The following is a 19,890-nucleotide window of genomic DNA, read 5'->3' on the forward strand; positions in this document are numbered from 1 at the left end:
CATGAGCACCACTGAGACCGGCAAGCGCTCCGCGGCGCGGGACGACGACTCGGCCGTACGGGACGACAACGAGCTCGGCGCCGCCGGCTCCCAGCTCTCCACCGCCCCCCGCGAGGACGCGCCCAACCTGCCCTCGCTGGGCGTCATCGGCTGGGCCCGCTGGTTCTGGCGGCAGCTCACCTCCATGCGGGTCGCGCTGATCCTGCTGTTCCTGCTGTCGCTCGGGGCGATCCCCGGCTCGCTGATCCCGCAGAGCGGGACCGACGAGATGAAGGTCGAGCAGTTCGCGCAGGACCACCCGACGCTCACGCCGATCTACGAGAAGCTCGGGCTGTTCCACGTCTACAGCTCCGTGTGGTTCTCGGCGATCTACATCCTGCTGTTCGTCTCGCTCATCGGCTGCATCGTGCCCCGCACCTGGCAGTTCGTCGGCCAGCTGCGCGGCCGGCCGCCCGGCGCACCCCGCCGCCTGACCCGGCTGCCCGCGTACACGACATGGCGTACCGAGGCCGAGCCCGAGCAGGTCCGCGAGGCCGCGCTCACGCTGCTGAAGAAGCGGCGCTTCCGCGCGCATCTCGCCGGGGACGCCGTCGCCGCCGAGAAGGGCTACCTCCGCGAGGTCGGCAACCTCGCCTTCCACATCGCGCTGATTGTGATGCTGATCGCCTTCGCCTGGGGCCAGCTCTTCAAGTCCGAGGGCAACAAGCTGATCATCGAGGGCGACGGTTTCGCCAACACCCTCACGCAGTACGACGACTTCAAGTCCGGGAACCTCTTCAGCTCCGACGACCTGAATCCGTTCAGCTTCACCCTGAAGGACTTCAAGGGCACGTACGCGAGGACAGGGCCCAACAGGGGCACACCGCGCATCTACGAGGCCGCCGTCACCTACAGCGAGGGTGCCGACGGTGCGGAGAAGAAGCGGACGATCGAGGTCAACGAGCCGCTGAAGATCGACGGCTCGAACGTCTACCTCGTCAGCCACGGTTACGCCCCTGTCGTCACCGTCCGCAACGGCAAGGGCGACGTCGTCTTCAGCCAGGCCGTGCCGATGCTGCCGCTCGACGCCAACGTCACCTCCTCCGGTGCGATCAAGGTCCTCGACGGCTACACGAACGCCAAGGGCGAGAAGGAACAGCTCGGCTTCAACGCCTTCTTCGTGCCGACGTTCGCCGGTGCGGGCCAGGGCCAGATGCTGTCCCAGTTCCCGGCACCGGACTTCCCGGTACTGGCGCTCTCCGCCTACCACGGCGACCTGGGCGTCAACTCGGGCCTCCCGCAGAGCGTGTACCAGCTCGACACGAAGAACATGAAGGAGTTCAAGGACTCCAAGGGCGAACTGTTCAAGCAACGCCTCCTCCCAGGCGAGACCATGAAGCTCCCGAACGGCGCCGGCTCGATCACCTTCGAGAAGGACATCAAGGAGTGGGCCGGCTTCCAGGTCACCCAACAGCCCGGCAGCGGCTGGGCCCTGGCCGGAGCCCTGGCCGCCATCTTCGGCCTCGCCGGCTCCCTGTTCATCCAACGCCGCCGGGTCTGGGTCCGCGCCACCGCAGGCCCCGACGGCGTCACGGTCGTCGAAATGGCCGGCCTCGGCCGCAGCGAATCCGCGAAAGTCCCCGAGGAACTGGGGGACTTGGCGGCCATCCTGTACGAGACGGCTCCTGGCGCACCGGATCCGGACGCCGAGCCGGAGACCGACGCCAAGGCTTCCGAAGCCGAGCCCGAGCCGGACGCCAAGGTTTCCGAAGCCGAAGCCGACCCCACCCCCGACCCCCAAGCCGTACCTGCCGAAGGGGCTGAGCAGTGACTCTCGCCGCCGCGACCAACGAAAACCTCGCGAACCTCAGCAACACGCTGATCTACTCCGCGATGGCCGTCTACACGCTGGCCTTCTTCGCCTACATCGCCGAGTGGACCTTCGGCAGCCGCAGCAAGGTCAGCCGCACGGCAGCCGCGCTCACCGGCGACGCGAAGGGCGCGAAGAAGGACACCAAGAAGGCCGGTGCGCCCGAGGTCACCGTGAAGAAAGCCGGCGGCACCGCCGTACTGGAGCGGCCCAAGGTCGTCACACGAGCCGCCGCCGGTGCGCGGGACGTGCCGGACGGACCCGGCGCGCACGGCGGGGACGAACAGGGCGACCTCTACGGACGTATCGCCGTGTCCCTCACCGTGCTCGCCTTCCTCATCGAGTTCGGCGGAGTGCTCGCACGGGCCCTGTCGGTGCAGCGGGCGCCGTGGGGCAACATGTACGAGTTCAACATCACCTTCTCCACCGTCGCCGTAGGCGTGTACCTCTCACTCCTCGCGCTGAAGAAGAACATCCGCTGGCTCGGCCTCCCCCTGGTCACCTCGGTCCTCCTCGATCTCGGTCTCGCCGTCACTGTCTTGTACACCGCCAGTGACCAATTGGTTCCCGCGCTCCACTCGTACTGGCTCTACATCCACGTATCGACGGCGATCTTCTGCGGCGCCGTCTTCTACGTGGGCGCGGTCGGCACGATCCTGTACCTCTTCAAGGACTCGTACGAGAACAAGCTGGCCGGCGGTGGCACGCCCGGCCGTTTCGCCACCTCCGTCCTGGAGCGGCTCCCGTCCTCCGCCTCCCTCGACAAGTTCTCCTACCGCGTCAACGCCGCCGTCTTCCCCCTGTGGACCTTCACGATCATCGCGGGCGCCATCTGGGCGGGCGACGCCTGGGGCCGCTACTGGGGCTGGGACCCCAAGGAGACCTGGTCCTTCATCACCTGGGTCGCGTACGCCTGCTACCTCCACGCCCGCGCCACGGCCGGCTGGAAGGGCCGCAAGGCCGCGTACATCGCCCTCGCCGCCTTCGCCTGCTGGCTGTTCAACTACTACGGCGTGAACATCTTCGTGAGCGGCAAGCACTCGTACGCCGACGTCGGCTGAGCGCAGCGCATCACCCACGAGGCCGGTTCCATGTGACGTACGTCGCGGGAGCCGGCCTTCGTCGTACGGACAGGTGGGACACGCCGGGTCAGTGGAGGACCTTCTCCTTGGCCCGGCGGAACTCCTCGTCGGAGATGTCGCCCCGGGCCCGGATCTCCGAGAGCTTGGCGAGTTGATCCGCCTCGCTGGCTGGGCCGGTGGCGCCGACGGTCTCGCGGACGTACCGGTTCGTCTCCTCCAACTGGGCCCTGACGTGCGCCTGTTCACGCGCGCCCATGTCCTTGCCCCGGGCAATGAGGTAGACGAAGACGCCCAGGAACGGAAGGACGATCGTGAAGACCAGCCATCCCGTCTTGGCCCATCCACCCATGGAGTCGTCACGGAAGATGTCGACGACGACACGGAAGAGCAGGAAGATCCACATGACCCAGAGGAAGATCCACATGACTGTCCAGAAGGCGCCCAGGAGCGGGTAGTCGTAGGCCAGATTCACACTGCCCATCGCTTCTCCTGTTGCTGTCGTTGCGTTGAGGTCGCGGCGCGCGCCGGGGCGGAAGCCGCAGGCCCCTTCCGGAGGGGGCGGGGCCCGCGACCCAGGCCGCGCCGGTCGTTACTGCTCCTCTTCGCCGGGAAGTTCCAGCCCGAAGGCGTCGCCGATGGCGCGGGCGGCGGACACGATGCGGGCGCTGCCCACCACGGGGGCGATCGCCACGAGCGTTCCCTGGATCTTCTCCAGCGGCACGCCGACTTCCGCGGCAGTGCCGATGTTGAGGAGGTACGAGGGGGCAGAGGCATCCATGGCCACCAGAGCCGCGATGCGTGCCAGCAGATACGTCTCCTCATCCAGCCCGGACCGCTCGAACGTGTCGAGCGTCATCTGGACGAGTGTCTCGAACACGGGCGCGTTCGCTTCGGCGAGGGCGGCGACGCCGCTCGCCCCTGTCTCCTTCTCAGCCATCTCAGGCTCCTTTCCTGGCGGTTGGTGTGACGTACGTCTTCGGGAGAGCCTCGGCGTGCGCCGGACGGCATCAGCCGGGGCGGATGACTGGCTGATCGCCGACGGTCGGGCGTTCTGCTGTGCCGGAGGCCGCGGCGAGGATTCCGAGAAGAGCCAGCACGAGGACGACGATGCCGAGGACAAGCGCCACGGCCCCGGGGGTGGGGTAGTTCCACAGCACCAGGGCGAGTACGCCGCCGGCGATGACGATGCCGGTGGTCCAGCCGGCGTGCGCGTCCAGCCAGCGGCCGGCCGCGCCGGTACGCAGACCGTGGCGCGCCATGGCCCGGCCGGTGGCCCCGGTTCCGCCTGCCGCCCCTGATCTGATCCACCGGGCACCGTGTCCGGGACCGTACAGATAGGCGGCCAGCGCGGTGATCACGGCGATGACCAGGACCGTAACCGTGCTGTTCCTCAGGAAACGGATGAAGGTGTCGTAGATGTCGGCCGCGGTGTCCTGCGGCAGAGCGGTGGTGGGGACGGAGTCCAGATAGACCTGGCGCAGCACGGCAAGGCCGACGAGCAGCACGATCATCATGACCCCGACGCCGATGGCCGTGGCCAGCAGGGCGGCGCGATGCGCGGGGGCGCTCCAGATGGCGAGCGCCGCCAGGACCAGGACCACGACGGGGAGCCAGATACCGATCACGTTCAGCAGACGCATGCCGTCCTGGGCCTCGTTCAGCTTGTCGGTGTGCAGCAGGGTGATCGTCTTGTCGACGTCGGGGATCTTCGAGGCCGGAGCGAAGCCCGCGTCCACCAGCCTTTGCTTGACGTCGTCGATGACGGTGCCGAGGTTCAGGTCGATGGTGCCGTCGCCGGCCTGGACAGCGCTGCTGCCCTCGCCGGTGAGGACCTTCACCACGGCGGCGTGGGCCCGTCGGTTGGCGTCGTCCCACACTTCGGCGAACTGGTCGCTGGTCACCACCTTGTGCACGATGTCGTGGACGGCCGAGTTGAGCGCGCTCTTCAGCGGGCCGGTCAGTGCTTTGGCGCCCTCGACCACCCGAGGTGGCGCCCCGTCCTGCTGCAACCTCTGGGCGAGGGCTGCGGTGAAGGCGGCGACGTCGACGTTGTCGACCACGCGCTTGGTGAGCCGGTCGGTCACCGTGTTCTGGACGGAGGGCTCGGTGGCGATCGGGGCGACGGTCTGGACGTACCGGTCGGTGTCGGAGACCTCGGAGTCGACCCAGGCCGCGACCACGGCCAGCGGCGCCAGGAGGAAGGCCAGCAGCAGTAGCAGGGAGGTGGCCGTGTAGCGCAGATGCCGGTGGCGAACGGACGCCGCCTTGCGCAGCCGTTCGTACTCGTCCCGTTCCGTGGCGTTCAAGGGAGGGCCGGCGGCCGGACGGTCAGGTCCTTCGGAAGCCGATGACGAACCATCAGAGGAATCCATGAGTCGCCCCTTGGCTTGCAGCTTCGGTTTGTAGAGCCACGTACGTAGGTGGGAAGGCGGCCTCAGGCTTCTTCCAGGGCCTGACCGAACTCGCGCAGCACTCGGCCGTGATGGCTGTGGGTGAGCTGGTGTCCGACCGCCAGGACCAGCGCCACCGGCCATTCGAGGATCTCCAGAGCGGCCAGTACGCCAACGCCGGCGAGAAAGGCGAGCTGCTCGGGAGGGGGCAGTTCAAGACGCGCGCCGAACACGTCGAGAGTCACGGTGTGGTGTGTGACAGCGCGTTCAGCGGCCGCGCCTGCCGACTTCGCGTCCGTGCCCGAGGCACCGGGCTGAACGGGACGGGCATCCTGTGGGGTGACAGTTGATGCGGTCATGGTTGCCATCCGTTCCATCGCCGACCACGAAGCCTCGGCGATGCGTTTTGGCACGTTTTGTCATCCTGTTAACCATACCGAGGGTGTGCGGGCGTCGCATTGCCGAGCGGCGGGCCGAGCATGACGGCGATGTCGCCCTCCTCTCCACCTCTCCCACCCTTCACGCCGACCACAGTTCGCCCCCCATGGCCACTCGGCGGGAAGCCCCCAGCTTCTCGGGTGGCATGTGGGGCAGCCGACGGAGCCGACCGACATGCGGATCCCCCGGTCGAGTGGTCCACTGGATGAGGGAGTTGCTACTCCGCGTGAGGAGTTGCCGTGAGCAACGAAAGCGACGCATTCGACGACGTGGGCCCCATCGATTACCTGGTGGTCGAGTACCCGGGCAGCCGCCCCACCGGCAAAGCCCTTCCGTACCTCGTCGACCTGGTCGACCGGGGCCTGATCCGCATCCTCGACCTCGTCTTCGTCCGCAAGGACCCCGACGGTTCCGTCGCAGCAGTCGAACTGGCGAATCTCGTCCAGGACGAGAACCCGGACCTCACGGTGTTCGAAGGCGCCTCCTCGGGCCTGCTCGGTCAGGACGACGTCGAAGAGGCCGGAGCGGTGATCGGCCCCGGCAGTACGGCCGCCATCGTGATGTACGAGAACCTCTGGGCCGCACCCCTCGCCGGTGCCCTGCGGCGCAGCGGCGCTCGCCTGGTCGCCGCCGGAAGGATCCCGGGACCGGACCTCATCGCGGCACTCGATTCGGTGGAGGCCGCGGCGTCCGGCACCCGGCCCTGAACAGCACGCAGAGCACAGGAGGTGCCGACCATGCCAGGTCTCCTTCGCGGTGTTGCCCGCACCGCTGCCGTCGCCGGCACGGCGACGGCGGTGTCGAACCGCGTGTCCCGGCGCCAGGCGGGCCGGTGGGCCCAGCAGGACGTACAACAGGCCGCACCCGTGCAGCCTCCGCCCGCATCGCCGTCCGTATCGTCGTCCGCGTCAACGGAAGACAAGATCGCCCTGCTGAAGGATCTGGGAGATCTGAAAGCGCAGGGCGTGCTGACGGAAGCGGAGTTCGAGGACCAGAAGCGTCAGATCCTCAGCGGGTGACCACCAGCTGTGGACGGCCTGCAGACAAGGCGGGCGAGGCGCCGTGGTCAGGCGTTGAGCTCGGGTTCCCGTACGGCCGAGACGAAGGACGACCAGGCTGAGCGGTTGATCAACAGGATCGGTCCGTCAGGGGTTTTGCTGTCGCGGACGGGGACGATGGCGGGGAAATCGGGGGCTACTTCGATGCAGTCGCCGGCGTTTGCCCCGCTGTAGCTGCTCTTGATCCAGGTCGCCATTTCCAGGCAGTTGCCGCCGTTGGAGTCGCTGTAGCTGCTCTTGATCCACGTTGCGGTGCTGAGCTGGTGCCTGTTCATGCTGCTCATACCCCTCCATCACGTCGCTGATCAATGCGACGGATTCGCGGGCCGACGGAGAGTCCGCCCTCAGCACATCATAGGTCTGGCTGTGGCCTGCGTAGATGGCTGGATCATCGTTGAAATGGCCACGATCCAGCGACTCCGAGTAGACCCACTCATGTCCGTCGGGCAGCTTGATCAACGACATGGAGCCGCTGGGGCGGACGAGCCCGAGGAGAGCGGCGGGGGCCACCTGGATACGGATGTTGGGGCGTCGCCCGACGTTGAGCAGGTGCGCGCACTGGTCCCGCATGACGGCCGGGCTCTCCACCACGTTGCGTAGACAGCTCTCGTCCAGGACCACGACGTACAGCGGACCGTCCTCGGCCAGGAAACGTTGCTGTCGGCTCAGTCGGGCCCGAACGCGCTCCTCCAGCTCGTCGCCGCTCGCGACGCGGGAGAACAGGGCCCGGACATAGTCCTCCGTCTGCAACAGGCCGGGAATGACCCGCTCTTGATACTCCCGCAGGGCAACCGCCACCGCATCCATCTCGGCCCTCCGCCGAAACCAATCCGGATGCTCCACCTGCGGATACCAGTCAATCCGCCCCCACAACCGCAACAACACCCCACCCGTACCCAGCACTTCGTCGCACTTCTTCGCGAACGTGTCCTGCGGGACCCTCGTCCCCGCCTCCACCCGCGCCACATGCGAGCGATCGCACGGGATCTCCTTGGCCAGCCCCTCCTGCGTCAGCCCTGCCGCCTCGCGGAAGTGCTTGAGCAGCTCCCCGAAAACGGCCCCGGTGGTGGCGGCCGAACCCCCCTCAGCATTACGTCGGCTCACAACATCCCTCCGTGACAGTGGCCCAGTGGCACGCGTCCGGCGTTGAAACGCCACGCTCCGCTGCGCAACGCTGGATTCACCCAGAGTAACGAGTCATGCGCCCCTGGCAGGTGCGAATGGCAAAGAACGTACGGAGTGGAAATGGCGGACGAAGCAGGGCAGTTGGAGCCGGGGGTGCTCGTCTACGACCCGGGGACGCGCAAGGTGGGGGAGTACCGCGACAAGGCGGGCCCGTACGCGATGCTGCGCCCGGTCGGCGGCGGCCGTGAGTGGGAGGCCGACCCGGCACTGCTCCGCCCGGCGACGCAGCAGGAACGGATCGACGCCACGCTGAGGGCGGCCAACCACCGCACGAAGCGGAGGGTGTGACGTTGCATCAGCCCGTTCAGCCGGACGATCTCAGCTGCCCACCCGTCCCGGCCCCCGGCTGCGGAACATGCACCGAACTCGCCATCACCCGAGACGACGCCCGCACTTACGGCAACCGCAGCGCGGAAACCGACGCCAACGTCCTCCTGCGCCGTCACCTGTGCCGCGACCACGTGTACGTCGGGGTGGTGCTCAACCGACCGTGATCGAGTCCAGCTTCTCCCGCAGATACACGTGCGAATTCACCGGCTCGTACGCCACCCGCCCCACCGGCGCCGGCACCGACTCCACGAGTGTCCCCGGCGTGCACTCGCCGAAGTAGACGAGGGACAGCAGCTCCTCGGCGGGCGCGTCGGCGGGCGGCGGGAGAACCCGGTGCCGCCCCGAGCGCCACCTGTCTCCCGCCCAACGGGCCATCAGGTCACCGATGTTGATGGTGAACGCCTCGGGGTCGTACGGCGCGTCCTCCCAGCCGCCGTCGTCCGTGAAGACCTGCAGGCCGCCCTTGCCCGCCTGCCGGTCGAGGATCGTGACCGTGCCGAAGTCGGTGTGCGGGCCGATACGGAACTGGTCCGGCTCGGGCTCGCCCATCACATCCCTGCCCGGGTACCAGTTGATGTTGAAGCCGTAGGTGGGGTGGCTCATGTGCCGGGTGAAGAAGTCCGGTCCGAGGCCGAGGGCTTCGCCGAGGAGGGCGAGGAGGTGGTTCTCCAGCTCGGCCATCCGGGCCAGGTACTCCTCGCAGAGCGGCTGCAGCCCGGGAGCCTCCTCGGGCCAGACGTTCGGCGCGTACCACTCCGCGTTCACGACCGGGTCCTCGAAGGGCTTGTGTGTCGCGAACGTCAGTGACTCCTTGAGGTCGGGCGGGGTCTCGGTTCCCTCCGCGTAGCCGTTGGCCTCCGCGCCCGGGCCGAGCCAGCCACGCCCGCCTACCCGGGCGGCGTACGGCTGCTTGACCTCGGCGGGCAGTCGGAAGAAGGAGCGGGCGGAGTCCCGGATGGCCGTCCGCAGCGCCGGGTCCACGCCGTGCCCCGTCACGAGCAGGAACCCGGCGCTCTGCAGGGCCTCGTCGACCGTACGGGCGATCTCCTTGCGGGCCGCGGGGTCGCCGGAGAGCCAGGGGCGGAGATCGATCGTGGGGATACGGGGGTCAGTCACCGATGTCCTCATTCCACAAAGCCGGGTTGTTCTTGATGAAGCCGCGCATCAGGTCGGTGCACTCGGGGTCGTCCAACAGGACGATCTCCACGCCGTGTTCGGCCAGCCAGTCGTGGCCACCGTGGAAGGTGGCCGCCTCACCGATCACCACCCGCGAGATGCCGAACTGCCGCACCAGACCGGAGCAGTACCAGCACGGTGAGAGGGTCGTCACCATCGTCGTACCGCGATACGTCCGCTGCCGCCCGGCAGTGCGAAAGGCGGCGGTCTCCGCATGCATGGACGGGTCGTCGTCCTGGACGCGGCGGTTGTGGCCGCGGCCGAGGAGGGTGTCGTCGGCGCCGTAGAGCGCGGCTCCGATGGGGATGCCTCCCTCGGCGAGCCCGGCCCGCGCCTCCTCGACGGCGGTGGCGAGCCACGCGCGTGCCTGTGCCTGATCCATGCGCTTCATGACTCCACTCTCCTACGGGTCTCCTACGGGGAAATCTCCTGCGGGAAAAATCGGTTGCCGAGGGGTACCTGGCGTGACGTAGCTTGATCGGCATGTGCGCAGCCGCAGCTATCACCAGGATCCGCCGCTTCTAGCGGCGGCACTCTCACACACAGCGCGTAACGATCGCGCGTAACGAGAGCATCCGCCGCTCCGGAGACCTTCCGCCGGGCGGCCCCTGCCGTGCTGCCCGGCTTCCCTTCGAAGCCGCGGAGATCCCTTGCGCACCCAGCATCCTCGTCCTGGCCGTCACGAACTCGGCCAGAACTTCCTCATCGACCAGAGCGTCATCGACACCATCGTCGGCCTTGTGGCCCGTACCGACGGCCCGATCATCGAGATCGGCGCGGGCGACGGCGCGCTCACCCTCCCCCTGCAACGCCTCGCCCGGCCCCTGACCGGCATCGAGCTCGACGACCGTCGCGCGGCCCGGCTCGATCGCCGTACGCACCCGTCGACCGCGATCGTCCAGGCGGACTTCCTGCGCTATACGGCCCCCACCACACCCCATGTCCTGGTGGGCAACCTGCCCTTCCACCAGACGACCGCGATGCTCCGACGCATCCTGCACGCCCCCGGCTGGACCGAGGCCGTCCTGCTCGTGCAGTGGGAGGTCGCGCGGCGGCGGGCCGGTGTGGGCGGGGCGACGATGATGACGGCGCAGTGGTGGCCGTGGTTCGAGTTCCGGCTCGTACGACGCGTGCCGGCCAGGGCGTTCCGGCCGCGTCCCGGCGTCGACGGTGGGCTGATGACGGTGTCCCGCCGGGAACGGCCTCTCGTCGACCGCCACGACCAGCGTCGCTACCAGGACTTCGTCCACCGGGTCTTCACCGGCAAGGGACGCGGCCTGCCGCAGATGCTCGCCACCGCCGCACCCGAACTGCCACGCCAACGCATCCGCCACTGGACGCGCCACCACCGGATCGCACCGACCGCCCTGCCGAAGAGCCTCACGGCAGAGCAGTGGGCGGAGCTGTTCCGGCTCCGGCAGGAGCGTTAGCTCTCGCCGCCCTCGTCCCGCTCGCGCTTCTCGCCCTTCGGGGAGTCCTCGGGGGAGTCCTTCGGCGCGTCCTTGGAGGAGTCGGAGAGGCCGGAAGAGTCGGAAGAATCAGAGGAATTGGAGGAGCCGGGGGAGTCCTTCGGGAACTTCTCGTCCTTCTCGTCCTTCAAGGACTTCAGGAACTCGGGGTTGTCGTCCGGCGCCACCCAGCCGTCGCGGCGCCCGCCAGCGGGGCGGCGCGGTGACGTGCGCTCCTTGCCCACGAGGAGCCAGGAGATGGAGCCCACCAGAGGGAAGAGCAGGACGAGGATCGCCCAGAGCGACTTCGGGATGTACCGGATCTGCTTCTCATCGGTGCTGATGCAGTCGATGAACGCGTAGATGCTGAGCCCCAGCGGTACCAGCACCATCAGCACCCTGAGCATGATACTCCCCTTGCACGTCGCGATCGGGGGCCTGGGACCAGGCCCCGTTACGGGGCCAGGGTAGCCCGTAGCCGATACTGGGACGCATGGCTTACGACGATCTTCGCTCCCTGCTCAGGGCACTGGAACGCGAGGGCGACCTCAAGCGTGTCAAGGCCGAGGTCGACCCGTATCTGGAAGTGGGGGAGATCGTCGACCGGGTGCAGAAATCGGGCGGCCCGGCGCTGCTCTTCGAGAACGTACGCGGCTCCGCGATGCCGCTCGCGATGAACGTCTTCGGCACCGACCGGCGCCTGCTCAAGGCCCTCGGCCTGAAGTCGTACGGCGAGATCAGCGAGAAGATCGGCGGGCTGCTCAAGCCCGAGCTGCCGCACGGGTTCGTCGGTGTGCGCGAGGCCTTCGGGAAGCTCGGCGCCATGACACACGTACCGCCGAAGAAGGTGAAGTCCGACAACGCGCCCGTGCAGGAGGTCGTACTGCGCGGCGACGACGTCGATCTGGAACAGCTCCCCGCCCTCTTCACCTGGCCGAAGGACGGCGGGTCCTTCTTCAACCTCGGGCTCACCCACACCAAGGACCCGGAGAGCGGCATCCGCAACCTCGGGCTCTACCGCCTCCAGCGCCACGACAAGCGCACCATCGGCATGCACTGGCAGATCCACAAGGACAGCCGGAACCACTATCAAGTGGCCGCGCGGCGTGGGGAGAAGCTCCCCATCGCGATCGCTTTCGGGTGCCCGCCCGCCGTCACCTACGCCTCCACCGCCCCCCTCCCCGGCGACATCGACGAGTATCTCTTCGCCGGGTTCATCCAGGGCAAGCGGATCGAGATGGTCGACTGCAAGACGGTGCCACTCCAGGTGCCGGCTCAGGCAGAGGTCGTACTGGAGGGCTGGCTGGAGCCGGGCGAGATGCTCCCGGAGGGGCCCTTCGGCGACCACACCGGCTTCTACACGCCGCAGGAACCGTTCCCGGCGCTGACGATCGACTGCGTGACGATGCGGAAGCGGCCGCTGCTCCAGTCGATCGTGGTCGGCCGGCCGCCGACGGAGGACGGGCCGCTGGGGCGGGCGACGGAGCGGTTCTTCCTGCCGCTCCTCAAGATCATCGTTCCCGACATCGTGGACTACCACCTTCCCGAGGCGGGCGGTTTCCACAACTGCGCGATCATCGCGATCGACAAGAAGTACCCGAAGCACGCCCAGAAGGTGATGCACGCGATCTGGGGCGCGCACATGATGTCCCTGACCAAGCTGATCGTGATCGTCGACTCGGACTGCGACGTCCACGATCTGCACGAGGTCGCGTGGCGCGCGCTCGGCAACACGGACTACGCCCGCGATCTCTCGGTCGTCGAAGGCCCGGTCGACCATCTCGATCACGCCTCCTACCAACAGTTCTGGGGCGGCAAGGCGGGCATCGACGCGACGAAGAAGTGGCCCGAGGAGGGCTACACGCGAGACGGCGGCTGGCCGGACATGGTGCTGTCCGACCCGGAGACGGCGGCGCTGGTCGACCGCCGCTGGAAGGAGTACGGACTCAAGTGAGCAGCGTGATCAGCGGAAGGGAGTACGGCCTGTGAGCAGCGCATCAGCCGCGATCCCTCAACCCGGCCGTACGAGGGCCTTCCTGCGCCTCGTCATGATCGAGCACTCCGTCTTCGCACTGCCCTTCGCCTACATCGCCGCGCTGACCGCGATGTTCCAGCTGGACCGGAACATCCACTGGGGCCGGCTGCTTCTCGTCACCATCGCGATGGTCGGGCTGCGTACGTTCGCCATGGCCGCGAACCGGATCATCGACCGCGAGATCGACGCCCGCAACCCCCGTACCGCGCAAAGGGAGTTGGTCACCGGCGCGATGACGGTGCGGCACGCGTGGACGGGCGCGCTGGTCGCCCTGGTCTTCTTCCTCGGCGCCGCGGCCCTGCTCAACCCCCTCTGTCTGGCCCTGGCCCCCATCGCCGTGATTCCGATGGTGGTCTACCCCTACGGCAAGCGGTTCACGAACTTCCCGCAGGCCATCCTCGGTCTCGCCCAGGCGATGGGCCCGATCGGTGGCTGGCTGGCGATCACCGGCGAGTGGTCCTGGGACGCGGTGATCCTCGGCCTCGCGGTGGGCATCTGGATCGGCGGCTTCGACCTGATCTACGCCTGCCAGGACGTCGAGACGGACCGCGAGACCGGCGTCATGTCGGTCCCCGCCCGCTTCGGCATCCCGGCCGCCATCTGGAGCGCCCGCGGCTGCCACACGGCCACCACGGCACTCTTCGTCTGGTACGCCCTGACCACCGACGCGGGCGCCTTCTTCTGGCTGGGCCTGCTGATCGTCGCCGCCGCGTTCCTCTACGAGCACTCGATCGTGAAGCCGCACGACCTGTCCCGGGTGAACAGGGCGTTCTTCAGCGTCAACGGATTCATCGGCATCGCGCTGTTCGCGTGCGCGCTACTCGACCTGCTGGTGCGCGGGCTTACCGTATAGCGCGTTCCGGTGAGCCGGAGCCAGAAGCGGAGCGGCGGCGGAACAGGAACGCCGCTGCCACGCCGGAAACCAGGCCCACGAGATGCCCCTGCCAGCTCACCGTGGTGTTGGTGGGGGCTATGCCCACGAGGACCGAGCTGCCCCAGACCGCCGCGATCAGTATCCCGGCCATGATGCCGAGTGGCCTGCGCTCCACGAAGCCGCTGATCACCAGGAAGCCGAAGAGCCCGAAGATCAGGCCGGACGCCCCTGCCGTGTTGGTGTGCGCCGGAGATATCAGCCAGACACCGAGGCCGTCGGCCACGATGATCAGCGCGCACACGGCGGCGAAACGGCGCAGCCCGCCGAGGGCCGCGACAAAACCGAGGACCAGCAGCGGAACGGTGTTCGCCGCCAGGTGGGCGAAGCCGAAGTGCAGGAACGAGGCCGGCACGATGTCGACCAGCTCCGACGGCTCGCGCGGAGTGATCCCGAGGCCGTCCAGAGAGTGGCCCGTGATCACGTCGACCACTTCGAGCAGCCACAGCAGGGCCACCCAGCCCACCATCAACTTGGCGGCCGTCTTCGCCCGCTCGCCCTGCGACCAGCCCCGGTCACTCCGGGCCCAACTGACGTCCTTACCAGCCATTGCCGTCCCCCATGTCCGCCCGTAGTGCCGCACGCACCAGTCGCCCGGCTCTGTCAGATTAACGGGCGGGCCCCTCGCGCCGTTCCCACTCGGGGCCGCCGGATAGGCTCAGCATCATGAAGCCAGGACAGACGCAGCGCACGCCTTGGATCGTGGGGGTCTCCGGTGCGTCCGGTACGCCGTATGCCGCTGCCGTGCTGCGTGCGCTTCTGGACGCGGGGGAGAGCGTCGACCTGGTCGTCAGCAGGGCTTCGCGGCTGACGTTGCTGGACGAGACGGGGATCAGCTTCCGGGACGCCCACTGGGACGAGGACCTGCGCGAATGGCTGGCCCGTGGCGCGGACGGCAAGCCCGGCACCTTCGACATCCAGACCCGGGACGTACGGCACTGGAGCCCCGGTGACCTGGCAGCGGGGCCGTCTTCAGGCTCGTATCCCTCGAAGGGCATGCTCATCGTGCCCGCGTCCACGGCCTGTGTCGCAGGGGTCGCGCTCGGCCTCTCGAAGGACCTGCTGCAACGCGCCGCGAGCGTCACGCTCAAGGAGGGCCGCAAGCTGGTCGTCGCCGTCCGCGAGACCCCGCTGAACGGGCAGACCCTGCGGCACATGGTGACCCTGGACGACGCGGGCGCGACCGTACTGCCGGCGTCCCCGGCGTTCTACGCGGGCGCCACCCACATCCAGGACCTCGTCGACTTCGTCGCCGGGCGGGTGCTGGACGCGGCGGGCGTCGAGCACACGCTCTACCGCCGCTGGGAGGGCGAACTCGGCGGCGGCTCACGCACCATCTGAGCAACTCGCAGTACCCACGCAGCACTTCACACTTTCAGGACTTCAGGAATTCTTCAGCGGAAGGCTATCGATCGCATGGACGCGGTGGACAGGCAGCTCATCCAGGCCCTCAGGGAGAACGGCCGGGCCTCCTATGCGGAGCTGGGACGCCTCGTCGGACTGTCGGGACCCAGTGTCACCGACCGCATCAACCGCCTGGAGGCGGCCGGCGTCATCACCGGCTACCGCGCGACGGTCGACGCCACCTCGCTCGGCCTCGGCGTCACCGCCCTGATCGGCATCTCGCTCTCCGACGCCGCCGACCACGAGGACGTCGCGCACCGGCTGCGGGACCTGAACGAGATCGAGGACTGCTGGTTCATCGCGGGCGACGACTCGTTCATGCTCAAGGTCCGGGCGCCGGACGTGGACGGCCTGGAGAAGACGATTCGGCGGCTGTCGGGGACGAAGGGTGTCTCTCGTACGCGTACGACGATCGTGCTCTCCACGAAGTGGGAGAACCGGGTGGGTGAGCTGCCCGAAGAAGCGTAGTAGTGCAGGCACGAAGTGCCTGATGGGGGCCCCTCCCGCCCGAAGGGTGGGGGAGTACGGTTGACCGAGTCGTCGTAGGAAGAGGTAGAGGCATGGACGTCGGGCTCAAGCGCGAGCTGGAGGAGAAGGTCCGGGCCGGTGAGCGGCTGACCCGTGAGGACGGCATCGCGCTGTACGAGTCGGACGACCTGGCCTGGCTGGGCGGTCTCGCGCACGAGGTGCGGACCCGTAAGAACGGTGACGTCGTCCACTTCAACGTCAACCGGCACCTCAACATGACGAACGTGTGCACGGCGTCGTGTGCGTACTGCTCGTTCCAGCGGAAGCCGGGCGAGAAGGACGCGTACACGATGCGTATCGAGGAGGCCGTACGCCTCGCCAAGGCGATGGAGGGCGAGAACCTCACCGAGCTGCACATCGTCAACGGCCTGCACCCGAATCTGCCGTGGCGCTACTACCCGCGGTCGCTGAGCGAGCTGAAGAAGGCGCTCCCGGACGTCTCTCTGAAGGCCTTCACGGCGACGGAGATCCACCACTTCGAGACGATCTCGGGCCTGTCGGCGTCCGACATCCTCGACGAGCTGATCGAGGCCGGTCTGGAGTCCCTGACCGGCGGCGGCGCGGAGATCTTCGACTGGGAGGTACGCCAGCACATCGTCGACCACCGCACGCACTGGGAGGACTGGTCGCGCATCCACCGCCTGGCGCACGCCAAGGGCCTCAAGACTCCCTGCACGATGCTGTACGGCCACATCGAGGAGCCGAGGCACAGGGTCGATCACGTGCTCAGGCTGCGTGAACTGCAGGACGAGACGGGCGGCTTCCAGGTCTTCATCCCGCTGCGCTACCAGCACGACTTCGTCGACGTGAAGGACGGCAAGGTACGCAACCGCCTCCAGGCGCGCACCCAGATGGCGACGGGCGCGGAAGCTCTGAAGACCTTCGCGGTCTCCCGTCTGCTCTTCGACAACGTCCCGCACGTCAAGGTCTTCTGGGTCATGCACGGCGTCCAGACCGCCCAGCTGGCCCTTCAGCACGGCGCCGACGACATGGACGGCTCGGTGGTGGAGTACAAGATCACCCACGACGCCGACAACTACGGCACACCGAACAAGCTGACCCGCGAGGACCTGCTGGACCTGATCCGGGACGCGGGCTTCCGCCCGGTGGAACGGAACACGCGGTACGAGATCATCCGCGAGTACGAGGGGCCGGACGCGTCGCGTCGGGAGTCGCCTCAGCCGATGCGGGTGTGAGGGTTTCCTTTCCCACCCACCCGCCCTTCTGGGTTCAAGAGGGCTCCGCCCTCTTGTGAACTCCCGGCTGCGCCGGGGCTGCCGCGTGTGGTCGGGAGCGTGCGGGCTCGTTGTGGCTGGTCGCGCAGTTCCCCGCGCCCCTGAGGCCTGCGGCCTCCTTAGGGGCGCGTATGCCCAGCTCAGCTACTCAGCCCAGCCAGGCAAATTCAGCCCGTCCGGCGTTTGAGGACGAGGCCGTTCAGGCCGATCGGGGTCTGGGGCGGAGCCCCAGCGGGGGTCCAGGGGGCGGAACCCCATGGTTACGGGAAGGAGCGGGGTGGGGAAGAAAAAACCCACGTGAGCCCCGGCCCAGCACGGGTACTCGAAGCGCATGGCCAGCACCAAGGCCCCCGAGGACGCGTACACGGCGGAGCCGTTCGTGCCGCAGCGCGGCGGCCTGGCCGCCCTGCGGAAAGCCGCCGCCGAGTGCCACGGCTGCCCCCTGCACCGCGACGCCACGCAGACCGTGTTCGGCACCGGCGACACCGACGCCCGCGTACTGATCGTCGGCGAGCAGCCGGGAGACCAGGAGGACCGGCAGGGGAAACCGTTCGTCGGCCCCGCGGGCCGCTTGCTCGACCGGGCCCTGGCCGAGGCGGGCATCGACCCCGGCCAGACGTACGTCACGAACGCCGTCAAGCACTTCAAGTTCACGATCCCCCACTCTCGGCTTCGCTCGAGCGGGGGGACCCCCATCGGCCCCGGCAAGCGCCGTATCCACAAGTCACCCAGCCTGCGCGAGATGACGGCCTGCGGCCCCTGGCTCGCCGCCGAACTGGCCGTGGTGGACCCGGAGTTGATCGTCGTACTCGGCGCCACAGCGGGCAAGGCCCTGCTCGGCTCCTCGTTCCGCGTCACCCAGCAGCGCGGAACGCTCCTGGAGGAGGAGATCCACGGCCGCCGGACCCGACTGGTCGCCACCATCCACCCCTCCGCCGCCCTGCGCGCCGACGACCGCGAGGCGGTGTACCAGGGGCTGGTCTCCGACCTGAAGGTGGCGGCAAGGGCACTGGACTGAGTGCAGGCCGGCGAGAACAGGCCATGTGAAGAGGCCGTCCTCCGAAGGCCCTTGAGCCATGCATGAAGTAATAGATAATCTAGCCTCATGCCCCTTACCTTCACCCTCGACTCCTCCATGGACCCCGCCCTGCGCGACGGCCTCCTCCACCTCTGGGCCGACGTCACCAACGCGGGCGGCGCCGTCGGCTTCGTACCGCCCGTGGCCCCCGACGCGATCCGCCCGGAACTCATCAAGCACCTCGCCGCGATGAACGAGGGACGTATGCGGCTGCTGGTCGGCCGAGACGAAGAGGGCGCCGTCGCCGCGACCGCCTTCTTCGCCTTCAACACGCACCGGCTGATGACGCACTGGGTGTGGCTCTACACGGTGATGGTGCACCCGAAGCACCAGGGCAAGGGCTACGGGCGCGACCTGCTCGAAGCCGCCGCGGAAGCGGCCGGCGGCTTCGAGGGCATCGAGGCGATACGGCTCACCTGCCGCGGCGGACTCGGACTCGAGCGGTTCTACGCCTCCTGCGGCTACAAGGAGGTCGGCCGCGTACCCGGCGCGATCCGCGTCGCACCCGGCGACGACCGCGACGACATCACGATGCTGCTGCCGCTCACCCGCCTCGACTGAGGCCGCAGGAAGCCATACAGGAATACAGGGAGCCATGCAGGAAGCCATAGGGCGAGGCCATGGACCCCTTGCAAGATCACCGGCAGGACGTGCTTGACTGGAGGGTGCCCTTTGGGAACGTTCGAACGGGAAGAGTGGATTGAGATGCTCCGCTACACACTGATGCGCCTCGGAATCTTCGCGGGCTGCCTCGTGGTCGTCTGGGGCCTCGTCTACTCCGGCATCGCCCCGCGCGGCCTCGGCGACTCCAACGGCATGTGGATCGTCCTGCTCGCCCTCGTGCTCTCGGCCCCGATCAGCTTCGTGGTCCTGCGCAAGGAACGCGACCGCGCCTCCGCGAAGATCGTCGAGCGGGTGGACCGGACCAAGGCCAACCTGGAGCGCAACCGTTCCCAGGAGGACACCGCGGACGACGCGGCGCGCGGCGGGGCGCAGGGCCAGCCTTCGTAACTGACGGCGACACGCCCTTGGCGTGAGGACCGTACGCTAACCCATATGGGTGCTGTGAAGAGCAAGCGGATGCCGCGGGCGGTGCGTGAACAGCAGATGCTGGACGCGGCCGTGCACATCTTCGGGCAGCGTGGGTACATGGCCGCGTCGATGGACGACATCGCTGAACTCGCGGGTGTGTCCAAGCCGTTGGTGTATCTGTACCTGAACTCGAAGGACGAGCTCTTCACCGCCTGTATTCGGCGCGAGGCCAAGGCGCTCACCGACGCCGTACGTGCCGGTGTGCGGACCGACCTGCCCGCCGACCGCCAGCTCTGGGAAGGCCTGCTGGCGTTCTTCGCGCACACCTTGCAGAACCCTGACGGCTGGGCGGTGCTGCACCTCCAGGCCCGTACGCACGGCGAGCCGTTCGCCGCCGAGGTCACCGCGATGCGGGAGGAACTCGTCGCGTTCGTCACCCAGTTGATAGCGGTGGCCGCCCGCGAGGCCCACCGGGACCCGTCGTCGGCCGAGCGTGCCGAACGTACCGAGCACGAGGTCGCCGGCCTCGCCGAGGCCCTGGTCGGAGCGGCCGAGTCCCTCGCGGCCTGGGCCAACACCACACCCGGCGTCTCGGCCAAGCAGGCGGCGGCGACGCTGATGAACTTTGCCTGGGCAGGCCTCGGGAACCTGATGGACGGGCGGGCCTGGGCACCCCCGAAGTCGTAACGCC

Annotated in this window: 25 protein-coding genes; 15 read left to right on the forward strand and 10 right to left on the reverse strand. The window is 68.3% G+C overall.

The window, feature by feature from the left end:
* Position 1: 1 nt before the first annotated feature.
* Both resB and ccsB read left to right on the forward strand, forming a co-directional pair.
* Positions 2-1,810 (forward strand): cytochrome c biogenesis protein ResB, encoded by a 1,809-nt coding sequence (gene resB / locus IEZ21_RS35365; RefSeq protein ID WP_189325898.1) that lies wholly within the window; start codon positions 2-4, stop codon positions 1,808-1,810.
* The gene (ccsB, locus tag IEZ21_RS35370) at positions 1,807-2,910 is read left to right on the forward strand and encodes a c-type cytochrome biogenesis protein CcsB (protein WP_189325899.1); all 1,104 of its coding nucleotides are present in this window, start codon (positions 1,807-1,809) and stop codon (positions 2,908-2,910) included. Before resB ends, ccsB begins: the two co-directional genes overlap by 4 nt.
* 88 nt (positions 2,911-2,998) lie before the next feature.
* Here the strand turns inward: ccsB and IEZ21_RS35375 are convergent, their stop codons facing one another.
* The 4 genes from IEZ21_RS35375 to IEZ21_RS35390 all read right to left on the reverse strand — a co-directional run bounded on the left by IEZ21_RS35375 (position 2,999) and on the right by IEZ21_RS35390 (position 5,680).
* Positions 2,999-3,412: an SHOCT domain-containing protein gene (locus IEZ21_RS35375; protein WP_189325900.1), complete on the reverse strand. Its 414-nt coding sequence runs from the start codon at positions 3,410-3,412 to the stop codon at positions 2,999-3,001.
* A gap of 108 nt (positions 3,413-3,520) precedes the next feature.
* Positions 3,521-3,868, reverse strand: a complete 348-nt coding sequence (locus IEZ21_RS35380) for a carboxymuconolactone decarboxylase family protein (RefSeq protein WP_189325901.1) — start codon at positions 3,866-3,868, stop codon at positions 3,521-3,523.
* Between the two features lie 70 nt (positions 3,869-3,938).
* Positions 3,939-5,303: a hypothetical protein gene (locus tag IEZ21_RS35385; RefSeq protein WP_189325902.1), complete on the reverse strand. Its 1,365-nt coding sequence runs from the start codon at positions 5,301-5,303 to the stop codon at positions 3,939-3,941.
* A 62-nt stretch (positions 5,304-5,365) separates the two neighbouring features.
* On the reverse strand, positions 5,366-5,680 hold the full coding sequence (locus IEZ21_RS35390; RefSeq protein WP_189325903.1) for a hypothetical protein: 315 nt from the start codon (positions 5,678-5,680) through the stop codon (positions 5,366-5,368).
* A 318-nt stretch (positions 5,681-5,998) separates the two neighbouring features.
* On the opposite strand from IEZ21_RS35390, the gene IEZ21_RS35395 reads away from it, so the two are divergent.
* Both IEZ21_RS35395 and IEZ21_RS35400 read left to right on the forward strand, forming a co-directional pair.
* Complete coding sequence (locus IEZ21_RS35395; protein WP_246568466.1) at positions 5,999-6,466, forward strand: DUF6325 family protein; 468 nt, start codon at positions 5,999-6,001, stop codon at positions 6,464-6,466.
* Positions 6,467-6,496: 30 nt separating this feature from the next.
* Positions 6,497-6,778, forward strand: a complete 282-nt coding sequence (locus IEZ21_RS35400; protein WP_189325904.1) for an SHOCT domain-containing protein — start codon at positions 6,497-6,499, stop codon at positions 6,776-6,778.
* A gap of 47 nt (positions 6,779-6,825) precedes the next feature.
* On the opposite strand, the gene IEZ21_RS48955 is transcribed toward IEZ21_RS35400, so the two are convergent.
* A complete protein-coding gene (locus IEZ21_RS48955; protein ID WP_373302351.1) occupies positions 6,826-6,963 on the reverse strand; it encodes a DUF397 domain-containing protein in 138 nt (45 codons plus the stop codon).
* Positions 6,905-7,921: a helix-turn-helix domain-containing protein gene (locus tag IEZ21_RS35405; RefSeq protein WP_189325905.1), complete on the reverse strand. Its 1,017-nt coding sequence runs from the start codon at positions 7,919-7,921 to the stop codon at positions 6,905-6,907. The genes IEZ21_RS48955 and IEZ21_RS35405 overlap by 59 nt, the downstream gene beginning before the upstream one ends.
* Positions 7,922-8,062: 141 nt before the next feature.
* Here IEZ21_RS35405 and IEZ21_RS35410 point away from each other — a divergent pair, with 141 nt between their 5' ends.
* On the forward strand, positions 8,063-8,290 hold the full coding sequence (locus tag IEZ21_RS35410; protein WP_246568470.1) for a hypothetical protein: 228 nt from the start codon (positions 8,063-8,065) through the stop codon (positions 8,288-8,290).
* A 192-nt stretch (positions 8,291-8,482) separates the two neighbouring features.
* On the opposite strand, the gene IEZ21_RS35420 is transcribed toward IEZ21_RS35410, so the two are convergent.
* Together IEZ21_RS35420 and IEZ21_RS35425 are read right to left on the reverse strand one after the other, a co-directional pair.
* On the reverse strand, positions 8,483-9,460 hold the full coding sequence (locus IEZ21_RS35420) for an isopenicillin N synthase family dioxygenase (protein WP_189325907.1): 978 nt from the start codon (positions 9,458-9,460) through the stop codon (positions 8,483-8,485).
* Positions 9,441-9,899, reverse strand: a complete 459-nt coding sequence (locus IEZ21_RS35425) for a nucleoside deaminase (RefSeq protein WP_189325908.1) — start codon at positions 9,897-9,899, stop codon at positions 9,441-9,443. Before IEZ21_RS35425 ends, IEZ21_RS35420 begins: the two co-directional genes overlap by 20 nt.
* A gap of 259 nt (positions 9,900-10,158) precedes the next feature.
* Between IEZ21_RS35425 and erm the strand changes: the two genes are divergently transcribed.
* Positions 10,159-10,938 (forward strand): 23S ribosomal RNA methyltransferase Erm, encoded by a 780-nt coding sequence (erm, locus tag IEZ21_RS35430; protein ID WP_189325909.1) that lies wholly within the window; start codon positions 10,159-10,161, stop codon positions 10,936-10,938.
* Here erm and IEZ21_RS35435 read toward each other — a convergent pair.
* Complete coding sequence (locus IEZ21_RS35435) at positions 10,935-11,363, reverse strand: PLD nuclease N-terminal domain-containing protein (protein ID WP_189325910.1); 429 nt, start codon at positions 11,361-11,363, stop codon at positions 10,935-10,937. The two genes, erm and IEZ21_RS35435, sit on opposite strands and share 4 nt — an antisense overlap.
* A gap of 86 nt (positions 11,364-11,449) precedes the next feature.
* Between IEZ21_RS35435 and IEZ21_RS35440 the strand changes: the two genes are divergently transcribed.
* Together IEZ21_RS35440 and mqnP are read left to right on the forward strand one after the other, a co-directional pair.
* Positions 11,450-12,910, forward strand: coding sequence for a menaquinone biosynthesis decarboxylase (locus IEZ21_RS35440; RefSeq protein WP_189325911.1), 1,461 nt, complete (start codon positions 11,450-11,452; stop codon positions 12,908-12,910).
* A gap of 31 nt (positions 12,911-12,941) precedes the next feature.
* Positions 12,942-13,844: a menaquinone biosynthesis prenyltransferase MqnP gene (gene mqnP / locus IEZ21_RS35445; RefSeq protein ID WP_189325912.1), complete on the forward strand. Its 903-nt coding sequence runs from the start codon at positions 12,942-12,944 to the stop codon at positions 13,842-13,844.
* Here the strand turns inward: mqnP and IEZ21_RS35450 are convergent.
* Positions 13,834-14,472 carry a rhomboid family intramembrane serine protease gene (locus IEZ21_RS35450; protein WP_189325913.1) on the reverse strand — a complete coding sequence of 213 codons (639 nt, stop codon included), beginning with the start codon at positions 14,470-14,472 and terminating at the stop codon, positions 13,834-13,836. The genes mqnP and IEZ21_RS35450 overlap by 11 nt on opposite strands.
* Positions 14,473-14,588: 116 nt before the next feature.
* On the opposite strand from IEZ21_RS35450, the gene IEZ21_RS35455 reads away from it, so the two are divergent.
* From IEZ21_RS35455 to IEZ21_RS35485, 7 genes are all read left to right on the forward strand, one after another.
* Entirely contained in the window at positions 14,589-15,263 is a 675-nt protein-coding gene (locus IEZ21_RS35455) for a UbiX family flavin prenyltransferase (protein ID WP_189325914.1), read from the forward strand.
* A 75-nt stretch (positions 15,264-15,338) separates the two neighbouring features.
* A complete protein-coding gene (locus tag IEZ21_RS35460) occupies positions 15,339-15,794 on the forward strand; it encodes an Lrp/AsnC family transcriptional regulator (protein ID WP_033319506.1) in 456 nt (151 codons plus the stop codon).
* Between the two features lie 92 nt (positions 15,795-15,886).
* Positions 15,887-17,050, forward strand: coding sequence for an aminofutalosine synthase MqnE (mqnE, locus tag IEZ21_RS35465; RefSeq protein ID WP_189325915.1), 1,164 nt, complete (start codon positions 15,887-15,889; stop codon positions 17,048-17,050).
* A gap of 370 nt (positions 17,051-17,420) precedes the next feature.
* Positions 17,421-18,107, forward strand: a complete 687-nt coding sequence (locus tag IEZ21_RS35470; RefSeq protein WP_189325916.1) for a UdgX family uracil-DNA binding protein — start codon at positions 17,421-17,423, stop codon at positions 18,105-18,107.
* Positions 18,108-18,194: 87 nt separating this feature from the next.
* Positions 18,195-18,728 (forward strand): GNAT family N-acetyltransferase, encoded by a 534-nt coding sequence (locus IEZ21_RS35475; RefSeq protein WP_189325917.1) that lies wholly within the window; start codon positions 18,195-18,197, stop codon positions 18,726-18,728.
* A 144-nt stretch (positions 18,729-18,872) separates the two neighbouring features.
* The gene (locus tag IEZ21_RS35480) at positions 18,873-19,178 is read left to right on the forward strand and encodes a DUF4229 domain-containing protein (RefSeq protein WP_033319671.1); all 306 of its coding nucleotides are present in this window, start codon (positions 18,873-18,875) and stop codon (positions 19,176-19,178) included.
* A gap of 45 nt (positions 19,179-19,223) precedes the next feature.
* The gene (locus tag IEZ21_RS35485) at positions 19,224-19,886 is read left to right on the forward strand and encodes a TetR/AcrR family transcriptional regulator (RefSeq protein WP_189325918.1); all 663 of its coding nucleotides are present in this window, start codon (positions 19,224-19,226) and stop codon (positions 19,884-19,886) included.
* Positions 19,887-19,890 lie beyond the last annotated feature (4 nt).

This window comes from Streptomyces flaveus (assembly GCF_014647675.1).
GTDB classification, from domain to species: Bacteria; Actinomycetota; Actinomycetes; order Streptomycetales; family Streptomycetaceae; genus Streptomyces; species Streptomyces flaveus.